The sequence below is a fragment of the Amycolatopsis sp. NBC_00355 genome, from assembly GCF_036104975.1.
GTDB lineage: Bacteria > Actinomycetota > Actinomycetes > Mycobacteriales > Pseudonocardiaceae > Amycolatopsis.
Genome location: NZ_CP107982.1, coordinates 524438 through 541452, shown reverse-complemented (window position 1 = coordinate 541452; position 17015 = coordinate 524438). Strand labels below are relative to the sequence as shown.

Below are 17015 nucleotides of genomic sequence, written 5' to 3'. Positions count from 1 at the left end.
GGTGAATGGCCGCCGCCCGTCATCGCCGCACCACCGTTCGTGGGACGTTCGCCCGCGGTCATCACGCGCGGCTTGCCCTCGATCCGATACCCGGTTTAGCTTGCTACGAAGGCCAATCGCCGCGCCCGGGCCCGACAGACCAAAGGCGGTCTCCCCATGGCACAGGTACGCCGGCTCGACCCGGGCTCCCGCGGCCCTGGCGGCGCGACGGTGTACCAGGCGTGGGAACGGTTCGCGCGCGGCGGGGACGACCTCAGCGGGGTGCGGCCCGAGATAGCGATCTCCTGGCACCGGTGCCGGGACCAGTACCGGGTCGACCCGGGCCTGACCGAAGCCCCGGCGGCCGTCGCGGAGGTCGGCCACGCGCTGGAGCACGACGTCGTGTTCGCCGAACTCGGCTTCCGCGCCGCCTCGCTGGCGCACGAGGTCGGCACCCTCGGCGGCATCGTGACCATCACCGACGGCACCGGCCGGGTGCTGGCCCAATGGGGTGACCAGGCCACGCAGGACGTTGCCGCGGAAGCCAACCTGGCCCGCTGGTTCTGCTGGTCCGAGGGCGCCACCGGGACGAACGGCATGGGTACCGCGCTGATGTCCTACGCCCCGGTGCTGATCCGCGGCGCCGAGCACTGGTGCCGGGCGTTCCACGACTGGACCTGCGCCGGGGTGGCGGTACGGGACGTGGTGACCCGGGAACCGGTCGCCGTGCTCAACATCTCGTGCTGGCGCGGCGACCTCCCCGGCACGGTGGGGGCCTGGCTCGGCAACGCCGCCACGATGACCCAGCGCATCCTGCGCCGGCGCGCCAAGGACGACGGCGCCGAGCTGATGGCCGCCTTCAGCCACGTCAGGTCGGGCTCGAGCGCGGCGCTCGCGGCCGTGGACGCCGCGGGCCGGGTCGTGCTCGCCGACGACACCGCGGGCGTGCTCCTCGGCATCCCGGGCTCCACGCCGGCACCCGATCCCGCGGTGCGGTGGAAACCGGAGCTGCCGGAGTTCATCCGGGCCGCCAAGCACGCCGCCGCGCAGGCGGTGCGCAACCCCGGCTGGGCCGGCTCGACGCAGATCTCCACCCGGCTCGCCAGCGAACCGACGTCGATCAGCTTCCAGCCGGTCTTTCTGTCCGGCCACCTGGTCGGCAACGTCGTTTCCTTCGGCGTGGCCGACGGGGATCCGTTGCCCCGGGCGAAAGAGGACGTGCCGCCGCACGTGCAGCCGCACCGGATGGTCGCGACCCGCGAGAACCGCATGGTCCTGTTGTGGCTGCCGGAAGTCTCCTTCGCGCAGTCGGACGGCAACGACGTGTGGCTGTCCACCGACCAGGGACTGCTGCGCTCGGCATCGCCGGGCCTCGACCGGCTCGAAGCCGAGCTGACCGATTCCGGGTTCCTCCGGGTGCACCGCCAGTACGTGGTGAACCTCAGCCGGATCCGGGAGGTCGAGCGCCGGCACAAGGGCGAGCTGTTCCTGGTCATGGACGACGACGCCCAGACCATGGTGCCGGTTTCCCGGCGCAACGCCCCGACCGTGCGCCGGGCGCTGGAGATCTGACCCGGCGGGTCAGCCGCGGTACCGGTGCACGTCACAGACGCAGTACATGAGCCGGCAGTCGAAGCACGCGGGCTTGTCGACGCACGTGATGCAGCGCCCGCAGCGCACCGGCTCGGTGTGCCGCGCGACGTCGCCGGGCCCGTAGCGCTCGCCGCAGTACAGGCACGGCAGCCGCGCACTTCCTTCGCCCGGACGGGGTATCGACGGCTGGTCCATCACATCACCTCGGTCCCGTGGCCGGGTCGCCGAAGCGGCGACCCGGCCACGTCGTCAGCGGTGGTTTCCCGTCACAGGGAGAACACGATCAGCGCGGCACCGTGTCCCTGACCGGACATGCCGGGGACGATGCCCTCGAGCCAGCCACCCCAGCCGACCGGCACCGCGATGTACTGCTTGCCTTCGACGGTGTAGGTGCTCGGGCTGCTGTGGTGACCGCTGCCGCACTGGAAGCTCCAGAGCTTCTCCCCCGTTTCCGCGTGCAGCGCCAGGAAGTCACCCGCCGGCGTGCCGGCGAACACGACGTTCCCCGCGGTGCTGAGGGTCGAGGCGGCCATCGGCATGCCGTCGAGCCGGTGGCGCCACTTCTCTTCACCGTGGGAGTCGAACGCGCTGACCGAGCCGGCCATGTTGTCGATGTCGACCTCGACGGCGGCACCCCAGTAGGGCATGCCTTCCTTGAACTCGCGACGCCGCCGGGTGGCGGTCGCACCGACGTCGGCCACCGGGACGTAGAACAGGTCGTGGTCCGGGTTGTACGAAACGTGCGTCCATTCCTTCGCACCGGCGGGGCCGGGGAAGAAGTGGCAGGGCTCGCCTTCCTTGTCCGGGTACTTCCGCGCGGTCACCTTGCCGTCGCGGGTGATGACACCCCAGTCGATCCGGTCGACGAACGGCGTGACGTGCTGCAGTTCGCCGTTGGTGCGGTCGAGGACGAACATGTACCCGTTCTTGTCGAAGTGGGCCAGCAGCTTCTTGCCGTCCCGCTCGAACAGGGTCATCTCCATCGTGGAGTCGTAGTCCCACAGGTCGTGCGGGGTGAACTGGTAGTGCCACTGGATCTCGCCCGTGTCGACGTCCAGCGCGACCACGCTGTCGGTGTAGAGGTTGTCCCCCTCGCGGACCTCGCCGTCGAAGTCGGGAGCCGGGTTCCCGGTGCCCGCGTAGTAAAGGTTCAGCTCCGGGTCGAAGCTGCCGGTGACCCAGTGGTTCGCGCCGCCGCGCTGCCAGGCCTCGCCGTCGGCGGGCCAGGTCTCCGAACCGGGCTCTCCCGGCTTCGGCACGGTGTAGGTGCGCCAGCGCCGCTCACCGGTCTCGAGGTCCCAGCAGTCGATGTGGCCGCGGACGCCGTACTCGCCCCCGGAGGACCCGGTGATGAGGGTGTCCTTGATGACCAGCGGCGCGATCGTGGCGCTCTCGCCGGCCCGCACGTCGCCGATGGGCTTCTGCCAGACCTTCCGCCCGGTGGTGGCGTCGAGCGCGAGCAGCTGGGCGTTCTGGGTCACCATGTAGACCTTGCCGCCCGCCACCGCGCAGCCGCGGTTGACGTTGGCGCAGCACAGGGTCACGTCGATCGGGATCGCGTGCTTGTAGCGCCACAGCTGCTCGCCGCTCTTCGCGTCGAGCGCCCAGAGCCAGCCGTCCCAGCCGGTGACGAACATGACGCCGTCGACGACCAGCGGGCAGGCCTCGAACGCGTAGGTCGACGTGGACGCGATCATCCCGCTCGCGCCCGCCTGGAAGATCCAGGCGACCTTCAGGTCCTTGACGTTCCCGGCGTTGATCTCCTCGAGCAGGCTGTGCCGCTTGCCGTCGTAGTCGCCGTAGTAGGTGATCCAGTTGTGGGATTCGCTGCGCGCCTGGAGGATGCGCTCGTAGCCGAGGCCGCGCGTCACGTCCGGCGCGCTGTGCGGCAGGTTGGACAGTTTGCTGTGGTCGAACGCCTTGCCGGCGTCGAGGTATTCGAGTGTCATGGGGTTTCCTGCCTTTCTACGGCCGCGGCTGGGCGGGTCGGTCGAGCTTGGCCTCCGGCGGCACTTCGCCGGTCACGACGATGGCGGCGGTCAGGCCCCGGCCCTCGTCGTTGCCGGCCGGCGAGCCGTACCAGTAGCAGCCGGGACCGTCCAGTTCGATGGTCGCGCTGCCCTTCGAGTGGTTCAGCAGGCCGATGAACTGCTTGTCCCCGTTGCTGGGCAGCAGGCAGGCGTGGGTGTTCTTGTCGTCGTTGATGATCGTCAGCTCGAGGACGCCGGAGTGCGGCATGATCAGCACCCCCGGCTCCCACGCCATCGCGTCCTCCCGGATCCGGATGGTCGCTTCCATCGTCCCGTCGGCCCGCTCGGTCGCCTTGTCGATCGTGCCGGACCCGAGCACGGCACCGATGGTCGCCTTGTTCTGTCCGCGCAGTTCGGCCAGGAGATCTTCTCGTTCCTGGGTAGTCGTCATCGGACCTCGCCTCCAGGTGCTGGTTCGCACTCTTGTTGTCCTGCAACGAGTTCGGACTCTACCGCCGGGGGCGCCGGCACGATATCCGTTGCCACAGAACAGCCGGGGCCCACCGTTCGCCCGCCGAGAGGTACCGTTCACCGCAGGTCGAACCGGTCGAGTTCCATCACCTTCACCCACGCCGCGACGAAGTCCCGGACGAACTTCCCGCCCGCGTCGTCACTCGCGTAGACCTCCGAAAGCGCTCTCAGTTCGGAGTGCGAGCCGAAGAGGAGGTCGATCCGGCTCGCGGTCCACTTCACCTCCCCGGTGCCCCGGTCGCGGCCCTCGTAGATCGCGCTCCACCTGTCCCCGCCCCGCTGCGGTGTCCACACCGTCGCCATGTCCAGCAGGGTGACGAAGAAGTCGTTCGTCAACGACCCCGGCGTCGAAGTCAGCACGCCCACCGGAGAACGCCGGTGGGTGACGCCGAGCGCCCGCAGCCCGCCGAGCAGCACCGTCATCTCGGGTGCGCTCAAGGTCAGCAGGTTCGCCCGGTCGACCAGCAGGTGCTCCGGTGGCAGCCGGAAGCCGTCGCGCAGGTGGTTCCGGAAGCCGTCCGCCCAGGGTTGCAACGCGCCGAACGACTCGACGTCGGTCCATTCCTGCGTCGCGTCGGTGCGCCCGGGGCGGAACGGGACGTCGGCCTCGTGGCCACCGGCCGCGGCGGCCTGCTCCACCGCGGCACACCCGCCGAGCACGATCAGGTCGGCCATCGAAATCCGCTTGTCCCCCGGCTGGACGGCGTTGAACCGCTCCTGGATCGTCTCCAGCGCGGGCAGGACGACGTTCAGCTGCGCGGGCTCGTTGACCGGCCAGCCGCGCTGCGGTTCGAGCCGGATCCGCGCGCCGTTCGCCCCGCCGCGTTTGTCGCTGTCGCGGTAGGTCGAGGCCGACGCCCACGCCGTCGCCACGAGCTGCGTGATGGTCAGGCCGGAGCCGAGGATCTCGCGTTTGAGGGCGGCGACGTCGCCGGCGTCCACCAGCGCGTGGTCCACGGCCGGCACCGGGTCCTGCCAGATCAGCCGTTCGGCCGGGACGAGCGCCCCCAGGTACCGCCGGCGCGGGCCCAGGTCGAGGTGGGTCAGCTTGAACCAGGCCCGCGCGAACGCGTCCTCGAACTGGTCCGGGTGTTCCAGGAACCGCCGCGAAATCGCCGCGTAGACCGGGTCCTCCTGCAACGAGAGGTCCGTGGTGAGCATGACCGGGTGGTGTTTCACGTCCGGGTCGAAGGGGTCCGGCACGGTGCCCTCGCCACCGCCGTCGGCCGGGATCCACTGCCACAGGCCCGCCGGGCTGAGCTCGACGTCCCACTGGTACTCGAAGAGCGTCTCGAAGAACGTGTGGTCCCACCGGGCGGGCGTGCGCGTCCACATCCCCTCCAGCCCGCTGGTGACCGTGTCCGCGGCGACGCCGCTGCCGTACCGGCCGGTCCAGCCCAGGCCCTGCGCGGTGAGCGGCGCGGCCTCGGGTTCGGGCCCGCAGGTCACCGGGTCCGCGGGGCCGTGGGTCTTGCCGAAGGTGTGCCCGCCCGCGATGAGCGCCACCGTCTCCTCGTCGCCCAGCCCCATCCGCTTGAAGGTCTCCCGGATGTCGCGGGCGGCGAGCCGCGGGTCGGGATTGGTGGCCGGGCCCTGCGGGTCGACGTAGATCAGCCCCATCTCGGTGGCGGCCAGCGGCTCGTCGAGCTCGCGCAGGCCGCTGTAGCGCTCTTCGGCCAGCCACTTGCGTTCCGGGCCCCAGTAAGTCTCGTCGGGCCCCCACACCTCGGCCCGGCCACCGCCGAACCCGAAGGTCCGGAAGCCCATGGACTCCAGCGCCCGGTTGCCGGCGAAGACCATCAGGTCGGCCCAGGAGATCCGGCGGCCGTACTTCTTCTTCACCGGCCACAGCAACCGGCGCGCCTTGTCGAGGTTGCGGTTGTCCGGCCAGCTGTTCAGCGGGGCGAAGCGTTGCATACCGGCAGCGGCACCACCTCGGCCGTCGCTGACGCGGTAGGTACCCGCGGCGTGCCAGGCCATGCGCAGCACGAGCGGGCCGTAGTGCCCGAATTCGGCGGGCCACCAGTCCTGGGACGTCGTCAGCACTTCGTCGACGTCCCGCGCCAGTTCGCCGAGATCCACGGTCGCGAATTCCGCGGCGTAGTCGAAGTCCGCGGGCCGGCGCCGGTGCAGGGCCGTCAGGTCGACCCGGTGCGGCCACCAGTCGTTGGCGTCGCCGCTCGCCACCGGCGGGTTCCGCCGCCGCGGCTGCCGGGTCTCGTCCAGGACCTGGTCGTAGGTGCGGTAGACGTGGGTATCGGGATTCTCGGGCATCCGGTGTCACCGACGGTTCAGCCGAAGGCCAGCGGCAGCAGGATCGCCGCGCCGACCAGCGAGATCCCGCTGAACAGGTCGGACCGGACCCGGACGACCCTGGCCGCCAGCCGCCCCACGTACAGGCCGGCGAACGACATGACCACGGTCATGGCCCCGAAGGCCAGCATCGGGACCACGAGGGAGAACCCGGCGATGCCCAGGCCCGCTCCGGCGATGAAGTTGTCGACGGTCAGCGAAAGCGGCATCCCGAAGAGCGTCACCCACGGGTGGTCCATGTCTTCCGGCTCCGGGTGCCGGATCGCCCCGACGATGAAGTACACCCCGTACAACCCGAGCGCGGCCGCCCCGATGTACTCGGCCCAGTCACCGAGGAAGTCGCCCAGGAAGTGACCGAGGAATCCGCCCAGCAGCGGCCCCACCGCGTCCCACACGCCGAAGACGAGGGCCACCTGCAGAGCACGCCGCCAGCCGAACGGGATGGTGCCGATGGCGATCGACGAGCGGAAGTTGTCGAGACTGAGCCCGAAGGCAAGAGCGATCAGCGGAAGGAATTCGAGCGTCACCGGAACCACCTCGGGAGAAGGACCAGGGTGGCGGAAGGCCCCGGTCGGATTCCGGGAGCCGGGGCCTTACGCCGACACGGGGACTCTGCTGTCAGCCCCGGTAGAAGTAGCCGGTGACCTCAGCGCACACCTCGACGATCGTGTACTCCGGAGTTTCCCATTCCATGTCTTCCTCCTCTTCCGCGGACATCGAAGAGCATCTGGGATTCGACGGAGGTGCTACAACCGATCTTGGACCAGCGGTCGGCAATCGGTGCCGAACGGCGCCCCGGCACCCACGAATGGGACTACCGCTCGCGCGCCGGAACCGTCGGCCGGCGGTGGACGAGCTGCCCGCCGGGGTCCTCCTGGTTGGCCCGCAGCACGGCATCCTGCACCAGGTGGTGGTCCGGCGAGTGCCGGCACACCGGGTCGGTGCGTGCCGCGTCGCCGGTCAACGCGAAGGCCTGGCACCGGCAGCCGCCGAAATCCAGCTCTTTGCGCGGGCAGCTCCGGCACGGGTCGGGCATCCAGTCCGTGCCCCGGAACGCCTCGAACGCGGCGGACTTCGTCCAGATCCACGCGAGATCGTGGTCGCGCACCGAGGGGAACTCCAGCGTCGTGATCCCGGCGGCCACCGGACAGGGGTAGGCCACGCCGTCCGGGGCGACGGTCAGCGCCGTGCGCGCCCAGCCCCCCATGCACGGCTTGGGGTAGGTCTCGTAGTAGTCCGGGAGGATCCAGAGCAGCTCCAGCTGCTCCGCCAGCTCGGCCTTCCGGCGTGTGTAGACGCCGACCGCCTCGTCCAGCTGGGCCTTGCTCGGCATCAGCGGTTCGCGGTTGCGCAGCGCCCAGCCGTAGTACTGGGTGTTGGCTAGCTCCAGCCGCTCGGCGCCCCACTTCACGCAGACGTCGATGATCGCGTCCAGCCGGCCCAGGTTCAGCCGGTGCAGGACGACGTTCATGTTCAGCGGCAGCCCGGCGTCGCGGATGACGCGCGCGGCCGCTTCCTTCTTGTCGAAGCGTTTGCTCGCCGCGATCAGATCCGTCGCTTCGGCGGCGTCGCCCTGGATGCTCAGCTGGGCGCTGTTGAGCCCCGCCGCGACGAGCGATTCCGCGCGGCGCTCGGTGAGCCCGAGGCCGCTGGTGATCAGGTTCGTGTACAGGCCGAGGCGGCGGCACTCGGCGACCAGCGTCTCCAGATCGCCGCGGACGAGCGGTTCCCCGCCCGAAAAGTGGACCTGCAGGACACCCAGCTCGGCCGCTTCGCCGAGCACCCGCAGCCAGTGCCCGGTGGTGAGCTCGTCCTGCCTGTCGAGCAGTGCCAAGGGGTTCGAGCAGTAGACGCAGTGCAGCGGGCACCGGTGGGTGACCTCGGCCAGCAGGCCGTAGGGCGGCGGCGGCCCGGTCATGTGACCACCACCCAGCCGCGTCCGCTGGCGTCCTGGAGGAACGCCATGACGTCGCCTGCGAGGTCGGTCGCCTCGAAGTCGTGCTCGAGCCTCTCGACCAGCTGCCGCACCGTCCGGCTGCCGTCGCAGAGTCCCAGGATCGCCGCCCCGGACTTGTTCAGGAGCACCACCCTCTCGGGCAGCAGGAGCAGCTCCACGTCCCGGACGCTGTCGTGCTTGAGCATCGCCTTGGTGGCCAGCCGTGGCGTGGCCGTCAGATCGTCGACGTCCATCACGAACTCTTGCCGTAGGCGAGCTGCACGGCGTCGAGCAGGCTCCAGAGGACGTCGCACTTGAACTCCAGCGCCCGGGCGCAGGCGTCCTGCTGCTCCCGGGTTTTCGCGTGGCCGAGCACCAGGTCGAGCAGGTGCGCGATGTCCTTCGGCTGCTGGGTGAGCCGGGCCCGGAAGTAGTCCAGGCCTTCCGGCGCGATCCACGGGTAGTGGTGCTCGACGTCGGTGATCCGGCGGCTGAGCAGATCCGGCGCGAACAGCTCGGTCAGCGCGGACGCCACGGATTCCAGCCACGGCCGCCGGCGGCAGAAGTCCACGTAGGCGTCCACGGCGAAGCGCACGCCGGGCAGCACCGTGTCGTTGTCGAACAGCTGCTCGCGGGTCAACCCGACGGCTTCGCCCAGGCGTACCCACTTCTCGAGGCCGCCCTCGTCCCCGGTGCGCCCGTCGTGGTCGATGATGCGCCGGATCCACCGGCGCCGGTCTTCCCGGCCGGGGAGCTTGGTCAGGATGAACGCGTCCTTCACCGGCAGGTTCACCTGGTAGTAGAAACGATTCCGCACCCACCCCCGGAATTCCTCCTCGGTCAGCGAGCCCGCGTGCATGCGTTCGTTGAACGGGTGCAGGTGGTGGTACCGCTTCTCCCCGATCGACCGCAGCCGCGCTTCGAACTCCTCCGTCCCTTCCGAGGACCAGGCGTTCACACTTCCACCTCCAAGCCGGCTCGGCCGACCTCGATGCCCAGGTCCGTCAGCCGGCGCCGCTCCGGGGACTCGTCGTCGAGAATCGGGTTGGTGTTGTTGATGTGCGTGTAGATCTTCCGGGTCGCGGGCAGCGCGGCCAGCGCGCGAGCGGAGCCGTCGGCCCCGCCGACGGGCAGGTGCCCCATCGAGCGCCCGGTCCGGTTTCCCGCGCCCTGGCCGGACATTTCGTCGTCCGTCCAAAATGTACCGTCCAGGAAGACGCAGTCGGCCGTCGCCACCTGCTCGGCGAACGCCGCGTCCCACCGGGGCAGCGTCGGCGCGTACACCACGGTTCCGCCCGTCACCCGGTCTTCCAGGCGGAAGCCCACCTCCCACTCGGCCGACTCGCAGGGACGCCCGACATAACGAGGCGCTTTGGACCCGGTCGGGAAGGCGGTCACGCGCAACCGGTCGTCCAGGTCCAAGGGCAGGCCGGTTTCGAGGCGGGACCAGGAGAGGTCCGCGTAGTCGCTCAGCAGGTCCCGGACCGGGAAGGACGACGTCAGGGCTTCGAGCACGGGGGCCGTCCCGTACACGGTCAGCGCCGACCCCTCCCGCAGCACCAGCAGGCCGATCGTGTGATCGAACTCCGCGTCCGTCAGGAGCACCCCGGCCACCGGCGTTTCCCGGACTTCCGGACCCGGGTGCAGCGCGGGATCCGCCGCGATCTGGTGGTGGACGTCCGGGGTCGCGTTCAGCAGGAACCACCGCTCACCGGTTCCGGAGACCGCGATCCCGGCGTGGGTCGTCGCGACCTCGGGCTTGGCACGAGCCTTCCGGCAGCCGGCGCACGCGCAGTTCCACTGCGGATAGCCGCCGCCGGCCGCGACTCCGAGACAGTGAACGAACATGTCCCTCCCGAGCTCGGCTTTCTCCCGCAACCTTCATCGCCCCGCGCCGGACCTGGCAACCGATCACGCACGACCGGTGCCGGATCACGGACGAACGGCGACCGTCCCCTCACGAGCGGGCCGCGCTGGCCGCTCAGCCCGCCGAGGTCCGGATTCCGGCCAGGCGGGCCGCGGCGGCGAAACCGTCGTCGGTGCCGGGCCAGTGGGCGCGCACCGCGTCGAGCCCCGCCCGGCGGACGACGCCGCGCAGGACGGCCACGACGATGATGGCGTCGTCGGCGTGGCCGAGCACCGGGATGAAGTCGGGGATCAGGTCGACGGGCATGGCGAGGTAGACCAGCAGGAGGCCGAGCCGGATCCGGACGCCGCGGGGCAGCGTGGGGTCCGCGGCCAGGCGCCGGATGAGCCGCAGCACGTCGGGCAGCAGCCGCAGGGCCTCGCGCAGGAGCCCGCCCCGCGGCCGGACGAGGACGAGCGCGACGATCAGCGCGAGCCAGGCCAGCACGAGCGCGAGGGCGACGCCGATCAGCAGGTCCCCCCAGACCGAGCCGGTCACGGTCGGTCGGCGGCGCGGAGCCGGGGTGCCGGCTGGGCGGGGGCTTCGGACTGGAGGGCGGCTTCTTCGAAGTCGGCGAGTGCGGCAGCGGCCTCGTCGACTGCGTTGCGGGCGTCCTGGCCACCCGGTGCGGCGAAGTGGTCGCGGGCGGCGATCTTGTCCAGCCAGCTCCGGAACCGCTGCAGGTCGGCCTCGGACTCCTCGACTTCGGCGTAGGTGAGGTTGCCACGGGCCCGTTCGTCGGCGAGTTCCCGGCGCAGCGCGGGGAGCCGCTCGAGGACTTCGCCGTACTCGACGTCGCGGGCGGCGTCGAACTCCGCGATCACGGCCTCTTCCTCGGCCGGATCGGTGAAGGTCATCGACAGCACCCGCGCGGTGCCGCCCTGGTGGCGAACCCGGTCGGCCAGGCCACGGATCTCCCGCACCACCTCGGGGCGGGCGGGCAGCAGGCACACCGACTGCTGCAGGTAGAGCGCGCCGAGGGACCGGAGCTTGCGCCAGACCTGCACGCGCAGCGAGTCGGGCGCGCCGGCGGTCGACACGCTGATCAGCAACCAGCCCCGGTCACCGGGTTCGACACCCATCCTGCGGATGTTACGCCCGTAACACCAGTACCCCCACCAGGATTCGAACCTGGACTGGACGCGTTCTGAGCGCGTTGCCTCTTCCGTTGGGCTACAGGGGCGTGCTTGCGTACCCGATCAGGGAGTCGAACCCTGTCCTCCGCGGTGAAAACGCGGCGGCCTGCCGTCAGCCGCATCGGGCTTGGTCCGGCACCCACTAGGGGGCCGGCGGAGCGGTCGGAGGGCATCGAACCCTCTGCTTCGGTTCGGAGGACCGACGTGTCCGCCGAGTTCACCACGACCGCGGATCACCTGCGCACCGGCGGGAGGTATCGAACCCCCTGGATACGGTTTTGGAGGCCGTTCCGCTGCCTCAGCTCGCCGATAAGGAATTGTTTTCCGGTGCACGAAAAAGAGAAGCCGCCCGGATCGGTTTCCCGATGGGCGGCTCCCGTGTCCCGACGAGTGCACGTCAGGGCGGGGAGCCCGGACCGCCCAGAAGGCGGGCCTGCCATAGGCAAGCGAGCAGCCAGGACCGATGCGTCGCGGCGTGCTGCCGCGTGCCGCGTTCCCGCATGCTCGCCATGACCACTCCTCGAGTTCGTGTTCCAGAACTATGACCCGGCCCCGCCGGGGCGTCAATCGGTTATTCCGGCGCGGAATGCGCGCGGTTATCCGGCGGCGTCCCGGAGTCCGGCGGCGAGCAGTTCCCGCAACGCGTCGGACAACGACGCGAACATCGGGACACCCGCGGCCAGGCCCGTGATGCGGAACAGCCGCGCGAGCGTCCGGCCGCTCGCCACCAGCCCGAAATGCCGCCCTTCGGCGCCGGCCTGTTCGGCGGCCGCCGCCAGCGCGCGGGCGCCGGCGAGGCCGACGAACGCGATCTGGCTGAGATCCACCAGCGTCGTGCCCGGCGGGGTGTCCCGCAGCTCGCGCTCGAGGATCGGGACGGTCAAGGCGTCGATCTCGCCGGCGAACGTCAGGATCGACAGGCCGGGTCGGTACTCCGTCCGGCGCGCCGCGAGGGGGCGGGCGCCCGGGACGGGGATCGGTAGCTGAGGGGACACGGGTTCGGCAGGCCTTCCGCGCCGGCGGGCCGGCGTCGCGGGGAGCTGATCAAGGACGGGATCTTGATACCCAAACCTCGGGCGGGGAAACGCGCTATCCGGGTGGGATCGGTCGCTCTATGCTGCACATCGTGACCGCCGGTAGCTGGACCTGGGATCCGTCGCTGTATTCCGGCAGCGCCGCGTATTACGCGCGCGGCCGCGCCGCTTATCCGGACGCCCTCGCGGAGGCGTTCACGACCGAACTGGGGCTGGACGGCTCGGGCCGCCTGCTCGACGTCGGCTGCGGGCCCGGCTCGCTGACCTTGCTCCTGACCGGCAGGTTCGAGGAGTCCGTCGGCCTCGACGCCGACCCGGACATGCTCGCCGAGGCGGCCCGGCTCGCGGCGGACGCGGGAATCGGCAACTGCCGGTGGCTGCACCGGCGCGCGGAGGAGCTGCCGGCGGGCCTGGGCGAATTCCGGCTGGTCACCTTCGCCCAGTCGTTCCACTGGCTGGACCGCCCGAAGGTCGCGGCGGCCGTGCGCGGCATGCTGGCCGCCGGGGGTGCCTGCGCCCACGTCCACGCCGCGACGCACCAGGGCGTCGATCCCGGCGACCTGGCGCCGCCGCACGACGCGATCGCGGACCTGGTGCGGCGGTACCTCGGCCCGGTCCGGCGTGCGGGCCAGGGCGTGCTGCCCGACGGCACGGCCTCAGGTGAGACGGAGATCTACCGGGCGGCCGGCTTCCGCGGCCCGCGGCGGTTCGAGGTCCCGGGCCGGGTCGTCACCAGGACCGCCGACGACGTCGTCGCCGCGGTCTTCTCGCTGTCCAGCTCGGCGCCGCACCTGTTCGGTGACCGGCGCGACGCGTTCGAGGCCGAGCTGCGAGAACTGCTGCGCGAAGCGAGCCCGGACGGGACGTTCAGCGAGCGGCTGCAGGAGATCGCCGTCGACCTCTGGCGGCCTTGAGCCGTTCGGAGCAAGGCGTCCGGCCAGATCGCCGGACACATCCCCGGTCGGCTCTGGACAGCCGTCGAACGCCTGTGCTCTGATCACCACCACCTGATTTACAACGTTGTAAGCGGTCCCGGGAACGGAGCAGCCCGTTGGCATCGAACGGTTGGCGTAGGTCTTGCGCGGTCGTCGCGGTCCTGAGCACGGTGGCGGCGTTGACGGTGGCGGGATCGGGTCCCGCGGCCGGCACCTCCCGGCCGCGGACGGTGTCCGCGGGCGACGCGCGGTTCCAGGTGCTCTCACCGACCCTGATCCGGACCGAGTACGCCGCCGACGGCAAGTTCCTCGACCGACCCACCTTCACCGCGATCGGCCGCGACGCGTTCGCGCCGACGTCGTTCAGCTCCACCACCTCGGGCGGCTGGCTGACGATCCGGACGAGCGCGGTCACCCTGCGGTACCAGCTGGGTTCGGGCCCGTTCACCGCGCAAAACCTCGTCGTGCAGGAGAACGCCGGGCCGGCGCCGGTGACCTCGACGCCGTGGCAGCGCCTCACGTGCGCCGTCGGCGCCCTGTGCGAGGCCGAAGACCTCCCGTACAGCGGGCTGGCCGTCGCCTCGGACCACACCGGGTACACCGGCGGCGGTTTTGTGGCCGGGTTCGAAGGCACCGGCAACTCGCTGTCCGCCGAGGTGGACGTCGCCACGGCCGGCGCGTACCGCTTCGACGCCCGGTACGCCAACGCCGTCGCCGGGGACGGCCAGCACGTCACGCGGACCCTGTCCCTGTCGGTCGACGGCGGTACGGGCCGGACCGTTTCCCTGCCGGTGACCGCGGACTGGGACACGTGGAGCGTGGCGTCCGTCCCGCTGCAGCTGGCCGCGGGCCGGCACACGGTCACCCTGACGCGCACGGCCGCGGATTCGGGCAACGTCAACGTCGACAGCGTCGCGCTCCTGGCTCCGGACGCGAGTTACCCGCCGTCCTCGGCGAAGGCGATGCCGGACTGCCGTTTCGGGGTCGACTGCGAGGCGGAGACCGCGCGCACCGCGGGTTCGGCGAAGCTCGCGACCGACCACGCCGGGTACGCCGGCCAGGGCTTCCTCGCCGAGCTGAACCAGGGCTCGAGCCTGACCCAACGGGTGGTCGCCGTGCCCGCCGACGGCACGTACTCCCTCCAGGTCCGCTACGCCAACGGCGTCGGCGGCGACGGCCTGCACCAGACGCGCACGGCGACGGCCTCGGCCGGCGGCGCCACGCAGGTGCTTTCCCTGCCCGCCACGGACAACTGGGACACCTGGGGCACCGCGTCCGTCCCGATCGCGCTCAAAGCCGGCACGAACGACGTCACCCTCGGCTGTCCCGACCCCGCCAGCTGTCACGTCAACCTCGACACCCTCGCGGTGACGCCCGCCGGCGCGCCCGCCCCGGCGCCGCACCTCGCGCTCGGTGGCTACCGCCGCGGCCTCGACGGTGTGAACGGCGACAACGGCGACCCGAAAACGGTCCCCGGCCTGCTCTACCGCGACGGCTGGTACCTCCTCGACGACACCGTCTCGGCGGTCTACGACCAGCGGGCCGGCAAGCCCACTCCGCGCGGTGACCACGGCGGGAAGCCGTACCGCGACGGCTACGTCTTCGGGTACGGGCACGACTACAAGCGGGCCTTGAACGACCTGGCCACCCTCACCGGGCCGCCGGAGCTGCTCCCCCGCTGGGCCTACGGCGTCTGGTACTCGGAGTACATCGACCGCACCGCGGCGGACTACGAGAACACCATCCTGCCGCGGTTCCGCGCCGAGGGCGTCCCGCTGGACGTCCTGGTCACCGACACCGACTTCAAGGCGCCCGACACCTGGAACGGCTGGGAGATCGACCCCGCGAAGTTCCCCGACCCGAAGGCGTTCTTCGACTGGTCGGCCTCGCAGGGCCTGCACAACACGTTCAACACGCACCCGAGCATCCGCAGCACCGACCCGCAGTTCGCGCAGGCGCAGGCGACGGCCAAGGGCAAGCTCACGAAGTCGGCCAACTGCGGGTCCGGCGGAGGCGGCGGCGACTGCTACACCTTCGACTGGGGCGACCCGAACCAGCTGAAGGCCTACCTGGACCTGCACCGGACGATGGACCGCCAGGGTGTGGACTTCTGGTGGCTGAACTGGTGCTGCGACGGCTCGCAGTCCTCTTTGGACGGTGTGACGCCGGACGCGTGGATCAACCAGCAGTACGCCGACGACGCGGACCGGGCGATCGGCCGGGGCTTCGTCATCTCCCGCGCCTACGGCTCGCTGCAGTCGGGCGGCTACGGCAACCCGGCCGCCGTGCCGACCGGCCCGTGGGCCGACAAGCGCTCGGCGATCCACTTCACCGGCGACACGTCGTCCACCTGGGGCACCCTGCGGATGGAGGTCGGGTACACCCCCGGCGAGGCCGCGGCGACCGGGATGTCCGCGGTCAGCCACGACATCGGCGGGCACAACGACACCACCGGCCTGCCCGGCTCCGAGACCTACGACGGCGGGCGCACCAAGAAGCTGCCGGACGACCTGTACGCCCGCTGGGTGCAGCTCGGCACGTTCCAGCCGATCGATCGCCTGCACAGCAACCACAGCGACCGGCTGCCCTGGCAGTACGGGCCCGAGGCGAAGGCGTCGGCGACGAAGTTCCTCAACCTGCGCGAGAACCTCGTGCCCTACACCTACACGCTCGCCCAGCAGGCGGCCACGACCGGCGTCCCGGTGACGCGGCCGCTCTACCTCGACTACCCCGAGGAGCCGGACGCGTACCGGCTGGCCGGCAGCGAATACCTGTACGGGCCGGACATGCTGGTCGCCCCGGTCACCACCCCGGGCACGACGGCGACCACGAACGTCTGGTTCCCGCCGGGTCGGTGGACGGACTACTTCACCGGCCGGACCTACGCCGGCGGGACGACCCAGGCGATCACCACGGACCTGAGCACGATGCCGGTGTTCGTCAAGGCCGGCGGCATGGTGCCGAGCCGGACCAAGAACGTCACCGACGACGTCCGCAACCCGCTCGACGCGCTGACGCTCACCGTGGCCGAGGGCACTTCGAGCACCTTCACGCTCTACGACGACAACGGCAGCAGCGGCCGGAGCGCGTCCACGAAGGTCCGCTACACCGCGGCTACGCACACGGTGCGGATCGACCCGGCCGACGGCTCGTTCCCGGGCCAGGTGCGGGATCGCCGGTGGACGGTCACGTTCCTCGGGGCCACCGCGCCCAAGGTGGTCACCGTCGGCGGTGACCGGCTGCCGGCCAACGCCTACCGATGGGACGCCGCGACGCACGCCCTGACCGTCACGCTTCCCGTGCGGAGCGTCCACGCGCCGGTGACCCTCGCCTACCGCTGAGGTTCGATCACCAGCCGGGTGATGCGGCGGGTCTCGTCGAGGGTGAACCGGTACTCCAGGTCGACGAGCCCGCCAAGGAAGTTCCCTTCGACGCGGCAGGTGACCAGCGCCTCGGTGTCCGATGTGGACCGGGCCGACAGCGGCGTCGTGGTGAAGGTGTAGCCGCCGGCGGGACGGTCGAGCCAGGCGCGGACGGCGGTGCCGCCGTCGTGGCTCGCGCCGTCGTCGGTGACGTGGGCGTCATCGGCGAACGCGACGATCGCGGCGGTGCGGTCACCGGCGATCGTCAGGGCCAGGTAGGCGCGGACGGCGTCCGGGCTGTTCGCGAGCACGATGTTCTC

General features: G+C 71.1%; 17 protein-coding genes and 3 tRNA genes. 3 read left to right on the top strand and 17 right to left on the bottom strand.

What is annotated here, in order from left to right:
• Positions 1-156: 156 nt before the first annotated feature.
• The gene (locus OHS18_RS02180; protein ID WP_328456636.1) at positions 157-1551 is read left to right on the top strand and encodes a DNA-binding protein; all 1395 of its coding nucleotides are present in this window, start codon (positions 157-159) and stop codon (positions 1549-1551) included.
• A 9-nt stretch (positions 1552-1560) separates the two neighbouring features.
• On the opposite strand, the gene OHS18_RS02175 is transcribed toward OHS18_RS02180, so the two are convergent.
• From OHS18_RS02175 to OHS18_RS02100, 16 genes are all read right to left on the bottom strand, one after another.
• Positions 1561-1767, bottom strand: a complete 207-nt coding sequence (locus OHS18_RS02175) for a recombination activating protein 1 (RefSeq protein ID WP_328615703.1) — start codon at positions 1765-1767, stop codon at positions 1561-1563.
• A gap of 71 nt (positions 1768-1838) precedes the next feature.
• The gene (locus OHS18_RS02170) at positions 1839-3521 is read right to left on the bottom strand and encodes a PQQ-dependent dehydrogenase, methanol/ethanol family (RefSeq protein ID WP_328615702.1); all 1683 of its coding nucleotides are present in this window, start codon (positions 3519-3521) and stop codon (positions 1839-1841) included.
• 16 nt (positions 3522-3537) lie between these two features.
• Positions 3538-3993, bottom strand: coding sequence for an MSMEG_3727 family PQQ-associated protein (locus tag OHS18_RS02165; protein WP_328456641.1), 456 nt, complete (start codon positions 3991-3993; stop codon positions 3538-3540).
• Positions 3994-4130: 137 nt separating this feature from the next.
• Positions 4131-6347, bottom strand: coding sequence for a catalase/peroxidase HPI (gene katG, locus OHS18_RS02160; protein ID WP_328615701.1), 2217 nt, complete (start codon positions 6345-6347; stop codon positions 4131-4133).
• A 17-nt stretch (positions 6348-6364) separates the two neighbouring features.
• Positions 6365-6913 (bottom strand): manganese efflux pump MntP, encoded by a 549-nt coding sequence (locus OHS18_RS02155; RefSeq protein ID WP_328615700.1) that lies wholly within the window; start codon positions 6911-6913, stop codon positions 6365-6367.
• Positions 6914-7004: 91 nt separating this feature from the next.
• A complete protein-coding gene (gene pqqA / locus OHS18_RS02150; RefSeq protein WP_328456648.1) occupies positions 7005-7103 on the bottom strand; it encodes a pyrroloquinoline quinone precursor peptide PqqA in 99 nt (32 codons plus the stop codon).
• Positions 7104-7200: 97 nt separating this feature from the next.
• Positions 7201-8304, bottom strand: coding sequence for a pyrroloquinoline quinone biosynthesis protein PqqE (gene pqqE, locus OHS18_RS02145; protein WP_328615699.1), 1104 nt, complete (start codon positions 8302-8304; stop codon positions 7201-7203).
• Entirely contained in the window at positions 8301-8576 is a 276-nt protein-coding gene (gene pqqD / locus OHS18_RS02140; protein ID WP_328456652.1) for a pyrroloquinoline quinone biosynthesis peptide chaperone PqqD, read from the bottom strand. Before pqqD ends, pqqE begins: the two co-directional genes overlap by 4 nt.
• The gene (pqqC, locus tag OHS18_RS02135; protein WP_328456654.1) at positions 8576-9280 is read right to left on the bottom strand and encodes a pyrroloquinoline-quinone synthase PqqC; all 705 of its coding nucleotides are present in this window, start codon (positions 9278-9280) and stop codon (positions 8576-8578) included. Before pqqC ends, pqqD begins: the two co-directional genes overlap by 1 nt.
• On the bottom strand, positions 9277-10200 hold the full coding sequence (pqqB, locus tag OHS18_RS02130; protein ID WP_328615698.1) for a pyrroloquinoline quinone biosynthesis protein PqqB: 924 nt from the start codon (positions 10198-10200) through the stop codon (positions 9277-9279). The genes pqqC and pqqB overlap by 4 nt, the downstream gene beginning before the upstream one ends.
• Before the next feature lie 103 nt (positions 10201-10303).
• A complete protein-coding gene (locus tag OHS18_RS02125) occupies positions 10304-10726 on the bottom strand; it encodes a YkvA family protein (protein WP_328615697.1) in 423 nt (140 codons plus the stop codon).
• Complete coding sequence (locus OHS18_RS02120) at positions 10723-11310, bottom strand: Chromate resistance protein ChrB (protein WP_328615696.1); 588 nt, start codon at positions 11308-11310, stop codon at positions 10723-10725. The genes OHS18_RS02125 and OHS18_RS02120 overlap by 4 nt, the downstream gene beginning before the upstream one ends.
• Positions 11311-11338: 28 nt before the next feature.
• Positions 11339-11411 (bottom strand) — tRNA-Leu (locus tag OHS18_RS02115).
• Positions 11412-11420: 9 nt separating this feature from the next.
• Positions 11421-11491: transfer RNA gene (locus OHS18_RS02110), tRNA-Glu, on the bottom strand.
• 30 nt (positions 11492-11521) lie between these two features.
• Positions 11522-11594, bottom strand: a tRNA-Gly gene (locus tag OHS18_RS02105).
• A gap of 366 nt (positions 11595-11960) precedes the next feature.
• Positions 11961-12359 carry an STAS domain-containing protein gene (locus OHS18_RS02100; protein WP_328456663.1) on the bottom strand — a complete coding sequence of 133 codons (399 nt, stop codon included), beginning with the start codon at positions 12357-12359 and terminating at the stop codon, positions 11961-11963.
• Between the two features lie 131 nt (positions 12360-12490).
• On the opposite strand from OHS18_RS02100, the gene OHS18_RS02095 reads away from it, so the two are divergent.
• Together OHS18_RS02095 and OHS18_RS02090 are read left to right on the top strand one after the other, a co-directional pair.
• Complete coding sequence (locus OHS18_RS02095) at positions 12491-13312, top strand: class I SAM-dependent methyltransferase (RefSeq protein ID WP_328615695.1); 822 nt, start codon at positions 12491-12493, stop codon at positions 13310-13312.
• 137 nt (positions 13313-13449) lie between these two features.
• The gene (locus OHS18_RS02090; RefSeq protein WP_328615694.1) at positions 13450-16674 is read left to right on the top strand and encodes a TIM-barrel domain-containing protein; all 3225 of its coding nucleotides are present in this window, start codon (positions 13450-13452) and stop codon (positions 16672-16674) included.
• On the opposite strand, the gene OHS18_RS02085 is transcribed toward OHS18_RS02090, so the two are convergent.
• Entirely contained in the window at positions 16665-17006 is a 342-nt protein-coding gene (locus tag OHS18_RS02085; RefSeq protein ID WP_328615693.1) for a nuclear transport factor 2 family protein, read from the bottom strand. The two genes, OHS18_RS02090 and OHS18_RS02085, sit on opposite strands and share 10 nt — an antisense overlap.
• Positions 17007-17015: the final 9 nt, after the last annotated feature.